The organism is Bacillus cereus group sp. MYBK245-2 (genome assembly GCF_051916145.1).
Lineage (GTDB): Bacteria > Bacillota > Bacilli > Bacillales > Bacillaceae_G > Bacillus_A > Bacillus_A pacificus.
Genome location: NZ_JBQAGB010000019.1, coordinates 1 through 13,434 on the forward strand (window position 1 = coordinate 1; position 13,434 = coordinate 13,434).

The following is a 13,434-nucleotide window of genomic DNA, read 5'->3' on the forward strand; positions in this document are numbered from 1 at the left end:
AGGGATTGCCCGCAGTTAACCCTCACTACTAGCCAATCACTTGACTAGCAGGGCTTACTGATATATTTAATTAACTTTCGTTATAATTGGTTAAATAAATCGTAACAGTTAATTACCCTTCTCGTTGTATTATAATCATATTAATCATTATATTAAGTATAATGGATGAAATTAAAAAATTGAAATTAATTCTCACCTCAATCTCATCAGAAAACCTACTACCACTTGTGTAAAAACAAATAGTTCATTATCCTTAAGCTATATCATCTCATTCGTTCGGAGGGAACTATGTTACAAAAATTCGGTTTCTCACAATATGAAAGCCAAGCTTACGAAGTTGTCGTATCAAGCAACGAACCATTAGATGCTACAACGATTGTGAAGCATTCTGGTGTGCCAAAAGCTAAAATATATGAAGTGCTTGCACGCCTGATCGATAAAGGAATGGTAATGGATTCTGTTTCAGAAAAGAAAAAGCTGTACACAGCATTACCACTCAAGCTAGCAATTGAAAAATTAACGACAGAATTCCAATCTAATATTAAAGAATTGGAGACAACTATATCAAAAAAATCATTTACAGATGACCGTGTATGGAGCTTAAAAATGCAATCTTCTATTCGCGTTCAAAGTAAAGAGCTCATCGAAAGTGCAAAAGAATCGATTCGCATTTCAGCTTGGAACGATACTCTTTTAGAATATCTTCCGTTATTAGAGGAAAAAGCAAAACAAGGCGTCAAAACCGAGTCCCTTATAGTGGGAAAAGTCGAAACAGACTTAGAAAACATGCATTTTCTAATTCCAGCTGAAGAGCCTAACGCATTAGAGCGCTATTTACTGCTCATCGTTGACGACCGCGAAATTTTATTTGCTGGTGTAGAGCAAGAGTCATGGCAAGCAATGAAAACAATGTCACAACCTTTCGTAAAGTTCTTTACAGAATTTTTCTATCACGACGTTGCACTTGCAAAGATTACCCAGAAACACCATGATCTCTTTATGGAAGATGAGGAAATTAAGAGTTTGTTGATGAAGTTGAGATATTAAAAAAACGCCTCTATTACAAGGCGTTTTTTTCTACATTTCTTTTCTATTTTTCATCCTTAACACATAAGCACCAGCAATAATAAAAACAAGTCCTAAAACGGATAAAACCGTAAATTCATTGCCGACGCCGCCTGTAGCTGGTAATCGCACTTCATTATGAGTACTAGGTTGTTGCATCGGCTTCACATCAGCGGAAGGTTTCACTTCTCCATTTGGTGTTGGCTTATTTGGCTTAGAAGGAAGCGATGCCTTTTCTTCTTTCTTATTTTTCACAATATGTTTAATAATTTCTCCATCCTCTTTTATTTCAAATGCGAATGTCTCTTCATTTATTACATATCCATTTGGTGCTATTGTTTCTTTATACGTGTACTTTCCGTATGGTAGTTTGAATTTCGCTACACCTTTTTCATCCGTTTTCCCTTTTACTACTTCTTTCCCTTGTTCGTTGTAGATTGTAAATTCTGCATTTGGTAATTTCGTATTCCCATCCGCTACATCTACTTTCGTTATTTCTAACTCACCTTCTACCTTCTTATCTTGAACGATATGTTTAATAATTTCTCCATCCTCTTTTATTTCAAATGCGAACGTCTCTTCATTTATTACATATCCATTTGGTGCTATTGTTTCTTTATACGTATACTTTCCGTATGGTAGTTTAAATTTCGCTACACCTTTTTCATCCGTTTTTCCTTTTACTACTTCTTTCCCTTGTTCGTTGTAGATTGTAAACTCTGCATTTGGTAGTTTTGTATTCCCATCCGCTATATCTACTTTCGTTATTTCTAACTCACCTTCTACTTTCTTATCTTGAACAATATGTTTAATAATTTCTCCATTCTCTTTTATTTCAAATCCGAATGTCTCTTCATTTATTACATATCCATTCGGTGCTATTGTTTCTTTATACGTGTACTTTCCGTATGGTAGTTTAAATTTCGCTACACCTTTTTCATCCGTTTTCCCTTTTACTACTTCTTTCCCTTGTTCGTTGTAGATTGTAAATTCTGCATTCGGCAGCTTCGTATTCCCATCCGTTACATCTACTTTCGTTATTTCTAATTCACCTTTTACATTTTCATTTTTCAGCTCTAATACAGCTGTTTCACCAGTTTTCACTTCAATTTTTTTAACGCTTCCGTCTAACACATATCCAACTGGCGCTTGAATTTCTTTGACGCTATATATACCGATTGGAAGATTACCTAACTCCGCAATCCCCTTATCATTAGTCGTAACATTTTGTTTAAAGTTTTCATTAGAAACTTCAAACACCGCTCCTTTTAATACTTCCTTTTTTTCTCCTAATTTCATAATCTTTAAAGATCCTACTGATTCCCAATTTACAACTAAATCTGTACTGATTTTCTCACTATTTCTTTGTAACAATACCGTTGTATTTTGAACTTTTTCTGATCCTTTAAAAGCTATTGCTTGTAAATTTGTTAAAGTAGACTTCACTTTCATTTTAAAATTACCACTACTCGTATTTTTCGGGATTAGAATTTTGAATTTTTCGTTAATTGTTAATATACTTTTCTCTTCTCCATTTTCATTTACAATTCGAAGCCCTTTAGGGGCATTTTCAGGAAGAATTGTATAAGAGCCAGAAACCGCATTTGTTTGCACTGCATAAAATCCTGTTTCTAAATAATCACCTTTTTGTGTAGCAGTTTGCGGATCTACAGGATTAACTTTAAAGAATGTATCTTGTGATCCAGTTTCTTTTTTTGAAACCTCTACTAAACGCTTCATAAGATTATGTACTCGTTCATTTTTTGCAACTAAATCTTCTTCCGTTAATTCATTTGCTGCAATCCATACTGCTAATTGTGTAGCATAATGCGCCTCTTCTGCTGTCGCTACACCTAATTCAGATGGGCTTTTTTGAGGATACCCATTTAATAAAACACGATATACAGCATCAGATGATTTCCCCATCTCAGGCAAATCATCTCCATTTGGAGAACGCAAATCAGGCGTTAAACAATACGCAATACTACCCGAAGCCGTTTTAATTACTTCTGTCTTTATTTCACGCTGTTTCGACTTACTATAACTCCAATCCATCTTATATGTTTCTCTGTTCATTACTTCTGCCTTTACTTGTGGCATTGCAATTCCTAATAAAATAATAAGAGCACCTAAAAAACTAAACCATTTTCCTGCCATCTTTCGTTTCATTCTCTCCACCACCATATATAAATTTCTACATGAATCAATCTTACTGTTTCATTGTACTTATAGTGAAAAAAAGAGAATAGGTGGTTTTTTTGTAGTATCTTGTCGAATTGTTGAGAAAGTTCCAAAGTAATAAGCAACTTTAAAACTGTTTGTTGTCATAGTGCTATTGACAAATAAATATTACATGTTTTCAATTTTCAAACATAATAAAAAAGGCACTTTATAAGTGCCTTTTTAACTTACGGAAAACAAATTTCAAACGAATACATATTACTTATCTTTTTCCTTTATCTCCGTCAACAACTCAATCATTTTCTCATTCTGCTCCACTTGTTTCTCAGAGTTTTGATAGATGAAACGAACCCATCTTAATACAAAAACAAATATCAATATCGGTAGTAGTGCAATTATCATACCGAATACCGAGAAATTAGACATCATTTTCCATCACCTCGCTGTATACACTTTCTCCATTTCCCTACTAAAACCTGCAATTTTTTACAAATCAAAAAAAGAACCTATCAAACGATAGATTCTTCTTTTGCAAGCTGGGCAGAACGTCCTCTTGTAATCGAGAAAATTGCACAAAGCAGCGCCAATATAATAAAGCCGCCCCCTACCCAAGCGTTATATATAACAGACGATTTTTCAATAACAACTCCGCCTACTGTTGAACCGAGCGCAATCCCTAAGTGAAGGGCAGAGTTATTTAAACTTTGCTGAATACCAGCTGATTCTGGTGCAATTTCAATTAAATAATTTTGTTGTGCTGGCGAAATAGCCCAGCTCAGCATGCTCCAAAGTCCCATCATAATAATGAACAGCGGGAATGAGAATGTCATCATTGGCAATAGGAAGATTGCACACGCAAATACGATAATAATTGAGATAATACTTTTCTTCGATCCCCATTTATCAGCAAGCCAGCCTCCGAAGCCGCCCCCAATTACTGCTGCGATTCCGAAGATGAAGTAAAATACACTAATCCAATTCGCTTCCACATGCATAACATCTTTTAAAAATGGTGTTAAATATGCATATAGTGTTAAATGACCCGTTAAAAATAAGAACGACGTTAACTGTGCACTGACGATTTTTTTATCTTTTAACGTAGCAATTTGTTCTCTTATTGATAATACCGATGTCGGTGGTACTTTCGTTAAGAATAATGAAATACAAGCGATTGCCATCACTGTTAAGATTGAAATGAGCACAAATGGTGCACGCCATCCATATGCATTTCCGAGCACAAGGCCAAGCGGTACTCCAAGTACAAGTGACCCACTAATCCCCATGAAAATGATTCCAATTGCACGCGCACGAAAATGCGGTTCTACAACGCTAGAAGCGAGTGTTACTGACAGTGCAATAATAAGCGAACCACTCGCCGCACAAATCACCCTTGAGAACATTAACATCCCATAATTCACACTACATGCTGAAATAATATTTCCGATTAAGAAAATCGATAATGCCCCAACATACAATGTTTTTCTTTCAAATTTCCCCGTTAATGCTAATAAAACAGGACCTGATAAAGCAAATACTACTGAAAATATTGTTATAAGCTGACCAGCTGCACTAATAGATACTCCTAAATCATTGGCAACTAAATCAAGCGTTCCTCCTATAATTAGCTCAACCGTTCCGACTACGAAAGCCGCGATAGCTAAAATATACACACGAAAATTCAAGTCTTTCCCCACGCTTTCTATTTTGGTTACTACGACTATAGTAACCAAAATAGAAGTTGAACACAAGTACAATTTTTTTACAGTAAAAAAGGTAGGCGTATTATACGCCTACCCTTCACTCATGATACTTCATTTTTATTCTTCTTATTTAAATACCAATATACCGGCAGCCCCGTAAATACAATTCCAATTGATAAGAAACAACTTACCGGATCATTGATAATGGCACTACCAATTACAAAGAGCGAGCCGAAAATGGCAACGATTGGTACGATTGGGAATAACGGTACACTGTATGCACGCTCTTTATTCTTATTACGCTTTCTTAAAATGAAGACGCCAATAAACGTCATTACATAGAAAATATAAATAATGAATACGGAAATCTCAGATAGCTTATTCGGATCGCTAATAATCATTAAAATAATTCCTAAAATGATTTCAACAGTAATCGCATTTGCTGGTGTTTTAAATCTTGGGCTTTCCTTCGCAATAAACTTAGCAAATGGAAGTTGTCCACGTTCTGCCATCGACATCGGGATACGTGGGAACGTTAAAATCTTTCCATTTAAACAACCGAAAATAGAAACGATAATACCGATACTAATAATTTTCCCGCCATATTCTCCAAGTAGCATTCCTGCAGCTGTCGCTGTTGCATTTTCTCCAAGGTCTACAATTTGAGTTGCTGGTAATACATTCAGTAACGCCAAATTAATTAATACGTAAGCAGCTGTTACAATTAAAATCCCAACTGTCATTGCTTTCGGTAATAACTTTGTTGGATTCTTCATTTCCCCGCCAATCGAAGCAAGTAAAATCCAGCCATCATAAGCAAATAACGTTGCTAAAATTGCCATCCCGATACTTTGATTTTCTGATATCGGTACAACTACGTTAAAAATATCGCTATTCCCTTTCCAGAAACCTAACACAACAATTAATACGATTGGAATCATCTTTCCGATTGTCGTAATCGTTTGAACGATACCTCCGTATTTTGTTCCCATACTATTTACAACGCCAAGGAACACAACTGTTCCGATCGCGATTGGTAAATTCCATACTTTATCTAAATAGAAAAAATTAATCATTAAAGAGCTAAAGTATAACCCTAATGTTCCAATAATAGCTGGCCCATAAACAATCGTTTGCATCCAGCCTGATAAATATCCCCAAAAACTTCCGTAAATCTCCTCTAAATACGTATACAACCCACCATTTTTCGGGATTTGCGCTCCAATTTCAGCTACTGTTAAACCACTTGCTAACGTTAACAGACCACCAATTATCCAAGCAAGAATCGCCATATTAGAACTCCCCGAGTAATCTAATACGCTGCCTGGTTTCATAAACACACCAGACCCAATAATCGTTCCTACTACGATAGAAAGTGCTACCGTTAAACCAATTTTGTTCTTCTCATCATGATGCATGCTGCGTATCCTCCTTCCAATCCTAGTGTGATGCAAAAATGAAATAAAAAAACACTCCTCCCTAAAAAAGGGACGAGTGTTGTATTCGTGGTTCCACCCTTGTTTCAATTCGCAAAGTAACACACTTCACCAATTTCTCAAGTCTACATAACGGTTTTTGCCGGCAAGCAATTACTAGATGTTCGTTCACTGCTGCAGTTCAGAGGTGGTAATCTATTTTTCCGTATTAGGAAGCTCACAGCCAAAGGCTTCCCTCTCTGAGAATCGTAAAAAATTGATCATGTCCTCATCATCACTTCTTGATGTCGAATTTTGTAGTTATTGTTCATTATATTGAATTGTTAGAAAAAATCAATATATTTTTTATATAACATATGAAATATTTCTTTTCTTATATTATAACAGAAGTTACGCCACTTCTCTAATTCCCTAAAAATGGTATAATCCATATAGGAGGTGCATCAATCATGATTGCTGTTTTTTGTATCATCGCTACATTTCTTTCTGTTCTATTCGCTATCATGTTCAGGTACAAGTATCCTAGTTATAGCATTTTAGCGGTAGCTATTATACCAGCTGTTTCCTTCTACGTATTAGGTAAATATCAATATACGGAAGTGTTTATCGGTTTTGCAATCTTCTACTGCGTCTTTGGATACATACTAACAATGAAAAGAATTTTATTAAATCATTAAAAGGGACCGATTTCTGTCAACAGAAATCGGTCCTCGCATGTATCTTCCGGTTGCCCACACGAAAGATACATAATTCAATTATTTACCTTCTTTTTTCATAAAAAACTTATGATGCGGAAGATCCACATTTAATGCCTCTAATTGTTTCTTTTCATTGTCTAAAATCGCTTTTGCTTTTGTTTTTGTTGCCTCATCTAATCCCGCAAACATGTCTTCATGTTTCTCTTTCTCTGGGAGTTTCACACCTAGTTTTGTTAATTCTTCTTTTGCTTGCTCATGCGTTAATTTCCCGGACTTTTCCTGTTCAAAAATAGACTTTGCTTTTTCCTTTGTTGCTTCATCTAAGTTAGCAAGTATGTCTTTATGCTTACCCTTCTCTGGCATTTTCACGCCTAACTTCGTTAATTCCTCTTTTGCTTGTTCACGTGTTAATTTGCCGGATTTCTCTTGCTCTAAAATTGATTTTGCTTTTTCTTTTGTTGCTTCGTCTAATCCCGCAAACATTTCTTTGTGTTTACCCTTTTCCGGGAACTTCACGCCTAATTTTGTTAATTCTTCTTTTGCTTGTTCACGTGTTAATTTCCCAGACTTTTCTTGCTCTAAAATTGATTTCGCTTTTTCTTTTGTCGCTTCATCTAATCCCGCAAACATTTCTTTACGTTTTTCTTTCTCTGGAAGCTTTACACCTAGCTCCTCTAACTGTTTCTTTGTATCATCCATAATCGTTTTTACTTTTTGTTTTGTAGCGTCATCTAAATCTTTTTTCGCCGTTTTTGTAGATTGCTCAGCTGCTGGAGTATTCGTTGCCGCGAATGCCGGGATGCCGACTCCCCCAATGATTCCGAATGATAAAGCACCTGCAATCGCTAAATACCCAACTGTTTTCTTCTTCATAGGAAATTTCCTCCTTCATATTTCTAATGCATGTACACTCTCGTATACAATGCCTATAGTAATGTTGGTTTCTTAAAATTTCCTTAACGACTTAACAAAAAAACACCGCTCATAATGAGCGGTGTTTTTCTATGCTTTTTGTAATTGTAATTCTTCACGTTCCATTATTCTTCTTAATACAATTGTTTGTGTCATTGTAAATAAGTTACCTGTTATCCAGTACAACACAAGACCTGATGGTGCCGCAAATCCCATAAATAAAATCATTGCCGGCATCATAATTTGCTGCATTTTCAGCATCTGTACTTGTTCTCCAGGTGTAATATTTGATTGGAAAACCTTCATTTGAATAAATGTCGTTAATGCTGCAATAATCGGTAATATATGATAAGGATCTGCATGTCCTAAGTTCACCCATAAAAACGAAGATGTGCGAATCTCCTCTGTTCGGCTAATGGCATAATACAAAGCAGAGAAAATCGGCATTTGTATAAAGATTGGCCAGCAACCAGCAAGTGGATTCCAACCGCCTGATTTCATTAGTTCTGACATTTCTTTTTGATACTGTTTTTGTTTTTCAAGATCTTTACTTACATCACCGTATTTTTTCTTTAACTTCTGCAATTCAGGTTGCATTTTCTTCATTTTCGCTTGGCTACGATATTGCGAAACAGCTAATGGAATCATTGCTGAACGAATAACGAGCGTCATAATAATGATAGCAATCCCGAAGCTAGCTCCCGGTATATGATGAGCAACAAATTGAATCATAAACGAGATTGGATATACAAAATAATGATCCCAAATTCCCGTACTATGTGCATCAATTGGGGCTGCATTACTGCAACCAGATAAAACAAAAACAAGTAATAATGATAAACTAACGAGCGCAGTTCGGTATGATTTTAACATGTTCATTCCTCCAATGTTTCGTAATTATTTAGCGAAACATTGGTGTATACGGACCGACCTCGTCATTCTCTTCACTCGATTCTTGTCTGCGTACAGAACGAATCATTCCATATTTATAAAAAATCGAAAATAGCGGTACATTCCCCGCACTATCTTCACACGTATCAACTAACGCAAATGCTCTTTGTCTACCGCTTGATGCTTGCTGACGCACAAAGCGAGAAACGTTAGCAAGGAAGAAAACTTCTAATAAACAAAGTGCTGTCGTTACAAACGATATATATAGAATTGCATCCTGCAATAAAAATTCCATCGCTTCACATCCTTAATAAGGTCATTTTAGCACATTCGGCAAACATTCTCTATTTCCTTTTATCGTCAAAAAAAGTATTTTGCATATTTTCTCAAGAAAACAATAATTAAGAAACATTGTATTCGCTTTCTTTAGTATATTCACACACATCAATGAATAGGCTTGATTTATTAGAAATTTATAAAATTTTTGCATTATAATAAAACTATTGCCAGTTTTTGAAAAAACCTTTATTCTCTTCTTGTAATCAAAAATGAATATGGAGATGAAACATACTATGGGTCAACTAGGAGACGCCGATTACGTTCCCGACACCGCCTTTTTATCCTTCCCAGCAGCTAAAACATTTCACTTAGAATTTATCATACAGTTGGTTGTTATTTTCGTAGCTTCTATTTTGTATGCAATTTCTATGAATATGTTCTTTATCCCGCATAACATGATTAGCGGTGGATTCGCTGGAGTAGGGATGATTATCGGTTATTTAATGCACTACAATATCGGTGCACTTATCTTTTTACTAAACATTCCTCTTCTTATTTTAAGTCACTTTTACTTAGGCAAGAAGACAACCTTTTTAACAGCGTACTTTGTAGCTGTATCATCATTAGCGATGAACATTATCCCTGTACACCAAGTTTCAGACGATATTTTACTATCTTCTGTATTCGGCGGTGTAATCTGCGGAGCAGCTTCAGGAATCATATTCCGATTTGCTTCTTCAACAGGTGGATTTGATGTCGTTGGATTGATTGTAGCGAAATATCGCGATGTTTCAATTGGAGCAATCATATTTGTATTCAACTTAATCTTACTTGTTGTAGCAGGATTTATTTTCGGATGGGATATTACACTTTATACGTTAATTAGTCGATTTGTAGTCAGCAAAGTGATCGATGCTGTGCATACGAAACATATTAAATTGACGATAATGACAATTACAGAAAAAGGCGAGGAAATAAAAAGCGCCCTACTACATCACGGCATACGTGGCGTGACGATGGTAGATGCTGTCGGCGGCTATACAAACCATAAGAAAAAAATGATTTACACTGTCGTGACTCGCTATGAGTTAGGCGAAATGAAACGTATTATCCGTCAAGTGGATAACAAAGCATTTATGAACATTACTGAAACAGTTGAAATTGTCGGCCGTTTCAAACGTATATAAAAAAGCGCAAGGAATGGTATTTCCTTGCGCTTTTTATTTTTTACACTTATTACAAAATCAGATAATTCTATTATTATGCCTCTAAATATGTTATAATGAAAACAGACTCACAAAAAAAGAGTATATAGACTTGGAAGTTTCTCTTATTTTACAAGCAAAAAGAAACGAGCAGTCGGGTATATTTCAGACACCATACACGTAACGGTTTAAAAAACCGATCACTCTTCAATGATCTTTTTATAAAAAGATACGTACAACTAAAACTCACTTCAATATACTATACCTACCTTTTTGACTTCCAAATCATCTTATTACATAAGGAGATGAACATATGAATCAATATATACGATATACAATAGCTGTCCTGTTTGCTATTATCGGCGGAACAATCTGCTTCTGGACAAACACTCAGCTTGGAGAGAATATCATTTTTAATGGAATCGAAACACTTGTAAGCGCTTCAATTTTAGGTGGATACATTTTCTTCCTCTTTAATCCAGAAGAAAATGCGCAAAAAACAATGTTATTAACAATGATCGGAATCGTTGGCGGATGTATTTCCTACTCAATGACTAACTATACATTACCACTTCAATTAAGCTCAGCTTTCTTCCACGGTCTATGGACTTGGTTCATTGCATTCTGTCTAGCAGATGTATTCAACCTATTACAAGACAATGAAGAAGAAAACGGTCGCCAAATTGAAAGTAACTCGTAAGCTGGAAGGGATTCTTCCAGCTTTTTTTATGTTGGTTTGCATACCACGGCATCACAATAAAAAGAAGTTACCCTCACGGCAACTCCTTCTCCATATACCCCGCCCAGTATCAATCGGATTATATCAGCGATTTTTCAAATATATCGACGATTTCTCCACTTATATCAGCGATTTTTTCATTATATCGACGGTTCGACACAGGATATCGACTTACCGACATTTTTCGACAATCAATTTTCATCTATATACCTCCGCTCGGAATCCGAAACGAAACGTGTGCCCCGCCTCTCACCTCACTATTTTCTACCTGAATTTTACCACCATGCTTCTCAACAATTGTCTTAGCAATATATAACCCGAGTCCAAAATGCTCCTTGCTTCCTGCACGCGACTGATCTCCCTGATAAAAACGTTGTAATACTTTTTTCAAATCTCCTTCTTGAAAACCAGGCCCTGAATCATATACATGAAACTCTATTGCGTCATGCCAAGCACATACTTTCAAAAGCATCTTCCCTGACACCGGAGTAAATCGAACTGCATTCATTACGATGTTGTCCATTACTTGACTGATTCGCTCTTGATCAAATACTAAGCTTTGCATATCCTCATTATTTTCAAAGATGACATCCCAATCAATTTCTTTTTTTCTAGCTATGCATTCATATTCTTCTAGTTTTTTAAGAAAGAATGGATTTATATGTACTTTATTTAAACGTAATTGAAATGAGAAACTCTCTAGCTCATTTACTATTTGGAACTCCTCAAGAAGCTTTGTCATTCTGTTTGTGTTTCTTTCAATCGTTTGTAAATACCGATGTAACACATCTTCATTTTTCCATAAACCACTTTGCAAACCTTCTGTATGACCTTGCACAATCGTTAATGGCGTTTTCAAATCGTGAGAAATAGCTCTAATATATTCTCTCCTTTCTTCTTCTAACTCCCATTGTCGTGACAAACTAGTAGCTAGTGCTGCACGCATATTTTCAAACGAACTGACTAATTCACCAATTTCATTTTTCGCGTTGTACTCTAAATGAAAATTTAAATCCTGCTCTTGAATTCTTTTTGAGGCCTCTGATAGTTCAACTAGTGGTTTCTTTATTCTTTTTCCCATTCGATTTGAAATAATGTAGGACAAAATTGTAATGTATATAAAGGGTGAAGCTAAAAATAAAATTACAAAAAAGGAATCAACTGCCGAAGCAGTAGATATTGTTAAATGATAATTAAACCCTATCGCTCCTTGTAAATCTCCATTCCTATCTACTAAAGGCAGATATGTCGTAACTTCATTATCGTCTTCTTCACCATAAATATTTGTATTAATAACACTCGAAATCGGTCTCTCATTTGTTATTAATTTCTTGTTATATGTACCATAAGAAATATCTCCTTGCCTATTAACAATTTGATATTTAATTCCCTCTTTAGGGACAATTTTCTCTAATCCATTTCGCTCTTTCTCATTTAACAATAGTATGCCTTTATCTTTTACATATTCTTTTATCATAGGTATTTTCTGTTCATAATAATTCGCAGGAAATACTTTCCCATTCTTCGTTAGCCAATACCAACCACTAGCCGCTGTTAAAACCGTTAGTATTAAACTACCAAGTAGAACTATTAAGAAGCCGGCTACTAGCTGTTGTTTAATCCTTAACCTTTGCATCAATTCTGTACACTCCACTTATATCCAATTCCCCACACCGTTTGAATATATGTATTTTCTCTGTCATATACACTAAGCTTTGTTCTAATTTTCTTTATATGCTCAACTACAGTAGAGACATCACTTTCACTATCATATCCCCAAATCTTTTCAAACAGCTGCTCTTTCGTCAAAACTTGACCAGCATGAAGTGCTAACATTTTCACAACTTCATACTCTTTTTTTGTAAAATGAATTTTTTCTTTCCCAGTCATTATTTCGTAGTTTTGCAAATCTATTAATATACTTCCATAGCGTAGAAATTCCTTTTGATCCACCATTCTTAAATCTGTCGTACGGCGCAAATTGGCAACAATTCTCGCTTTCAACTCTTTTAAACTAAATGGCTTACTAATATAATCGTCTCCACCAATCAATAAACCTTCTATCCGAGACCGTTCACTACTATCCGCACTTAAAAATAAGATTGGGCATGCATAAGACTCTCTCATCTTCTCGCAAACTTTAAACCCATTCATATCTGGCAACATAACGTCTAAAATAATGAGATCCACGCTATTATCTAATTTCTTCAAAGCTTCTTCACCACTTAATGCACTTCTTACTTCATACCCTTCCATGACAAGACTATCTTCAATAAATGTAAGAATATCTGGTTCATCGTCTACAAGTAGTATTTTGCTCGTCACGGC

General features: G+C 35.5%; 14 protein-coding genes and 1 other annotated feature. Of the genes, 4 read left to right on the top strand and 10 right to left on the bottom strand.

The annotated features are described in order from the left end of the window. Nucleotides 1-288 precede the first annotated feature (288 nt). Nucleotides 289-1,047 (top strand): TrmB family transcriptional regulator, encoded by a 759-nt coding sequence (locus ACTFRN_RS23760; protein WP_000939486.1) that lies wholly within the window; start codon nucleotides 289-291, stop codon nucleotides 1,045-1,047. A 30-nt stretch (nucleotides 1,048-1,077) separates the two neighbouring features. On the opposite strand, the gene ACTFRN_RS23765 is transcribed toward ACTFRN_RS23760, so the two are convergent. The 4 genes from ACTFRN_RS23765 to ACTFRN_RS23780 all read right to left on the bottom strand — a co-directional run bounded on the left by ACTFRN_RS23765 (nucleotide 1,078) and on the right by ACTFRN_RS23780 (nucleotide 6,364). Continuing rightward, nucleotides 1,078-3,234, bottom strand: a complete 2,157-nt coding sequence (locus ACTFRN_RS23765; RefSeq protein ID WP_088106303.1) for a SpaA isopeptide-forming pilin-related protein — start codon at nucleotides 3,232-3,234, stop codon at nucleotides 1,078-1,080. A 270-nt stretch (nucleotides 3,235-3,504) separates the two neighbouring features. Beyond that, nucleotides 3,505-3,672 (bottom strand): hypothetical protein, encoded by a 168-nt coding sequence (locus ACTFRN_RS23770; RefSeq protein WP_162495407.1) that lies wholly within the window; start codon nucleotides 3,670-3,672, stop codon nucleotides 3,505-3,507. An 83-nt stretch (nucleotides 3,673-3,755) separates the two neighbouring features. Continuing rightward, entirely contained in the window at nucleotides 3,756-4,940 is a 1,185-nt protein-coding gene (locus ACTFRN_RS23775) for an MFS transporter (RefSeq protein ID WP_124878387.1), read from the bottom strand. Between the two features lie 107 nt (nucleotides 4,941-5,047). Beyond that, a complete protein-coding gene (locus ACTFRN_RS23780) occupies nucleotides 5,048-6,364 on the bottom strand; it encodes an APC family permease (RefSeq protein ID WP_016718849.1) in 1,317 nt (438 codons plus the stop codon). Between the two features lie 65 nt (nucleotides 6,365-6,429). After that, nucleotides 6,430-6,666, bottom strand: a binding site (T-box leader). A 165-nt stretch (nucleotides 6,667-6,831) separates the two neighbouring features. Here ACTFRN_RS23780 and ACTFRN_RS23785 point away from each other — a divergent pair. Beyond that, nucleotides 6,832-7,059 carry a hypothetical protein gene (locus ACTFRN_RS23785; protein WP_014893426.1) on the top strand — a complete coding sequence of 76 codons (228 nt, stop codon included), beginning with the start codon at nucleotides 6,832-6,834 and terminating at the stop codon, nucleotides 7,057-7,059. Nucleotides 7,060-7,137: 78 nt separating this feature from the next. Here ACTFRN_RS23785 and ACTFRN_RS23790 read toward each other — a convergent pair whose 3' ends face one another. From ACTFRN_RS23790 to ACTFRN_RS23800, 3 genes are all read right to left on the bottom strand, one after another. Next, complete coding sequence (locus tag ACTFRN_RS23790) at nucleotides 7,138-7,953, bottom strand: hypothetical protein (protein WP_049112064.1); 816 nt, start codon at nucleotides 7,951-7,953, stop codon at nucleotides 7,138-7,140. A gap of 129 nt (nucleotides 7,954-8,082) precedes the next feature. Beyond that, nucleotides 8,083-8,865 carry a membrane protein insertase YidC gene (gene yidC / locus ACTFRN_RS23795; protein ID WP_073531269.1) on the bottom strand — a complete coding sequence of 261 codons (783 nt, stop codon included), beginning with the start codon at nucleotides 8,863-8,865 and terminating at the stop codon, nucleotides 8,083-8,085. Between the two features lie 28 nt (nucleotides 8,866-8,893). Then, nucleotides 8,894-9,178 carry a hypothetical protein gene (locus tag ACTFRN_RS23800; RefSeq protein WP_000394930.1) on the bottom strand — a complete coding sequence of 95 codons (285 nt, stop codon included), beginning with the start codon at nucleotides 9,176-9,178 and terminating at the stop codon, nucleotides 8,894-8,896. A 277-nt stretch (nucleotides 9,179-9,455) separates the two neighbouring features. Here ACTFRN_RS23800 and ACTFRN_RS23805 point away from each other — a divergent pair, with 277 nt between their 5' ends. After that, complete coding sequence (locus ACTFRN_RS23805) at nucleotides 9,456-10,349, top strand: YitT family protein (protein WP_000530037.1); 894 nt, start codon at nucleotides 9,456-9,458, stop codon at nucleotides 10,347-10,349. Nucleotides 10,350-10,680: 331 nt separating this feature from the next. Then, a complete protein-coding gene (locus tag ACTFRN_RS23810) occupies nucleotides 10,681-11,067 on the top strand; it encodes a DUF3938 domain-containing protein (protein WP_001077770.1) in 387 nt (128 codons plus the stop codon). A 118-nt stretch (nucleotides 11,068-11,185) separates the two neighbouring features. Here ACTFRN_RS23810 and ACTFRN_RS23815 read toward each other — a convergent pair whose 3' ends face one another. From ACTFRN_RS23815 to ACTFRN_RS23825, 3 genes are read right to left on the bottom strand one after another with little or no spacing between them, the layout of a single operon-like run. Beyond that, nucleotides 11,186-11,308 carry a hypothetical protein gene (locus ACTFRN_RS23815; protein WP_016718851.1) on the bottom strand — a complete coding sequence of 41 codons (123 nt, stop codon included), beginning with the start codon at nucleotides 11,306-11,308 and terminating at the stop codon, nucleotides 11,186-11,188. Beyond that, complete coding sequence (locus tag ACTFRN_RS23820) at nucleotides 11,309-12,742, bottom strand: sensor histidine kinase (protein ID WP_088106302.1); 1,434 nt, start codon at nucleotides 12,740-12,742, stop codon at nucleotides 11,309-11,311. Further along, nucleotides 12,742-13,431, bottom strand: coding sequence for a response regulator transcription factor (locus tag ACTFRN_RS23825; RefSeq protein ID WP_016718853.1), 690 nt, complete (start codon nucleotides 13,429-13,431; stop codon nucleotides 12,742-12,744). The genes ACTFRN_RS23820 and ACTFRN_RS23825 overlap by 1 nt, the downstream gene beginning before the upstream one ends. Between the last annotated feature and the right edge of the window lie 3 nt (nucleotides 13,432-13,434).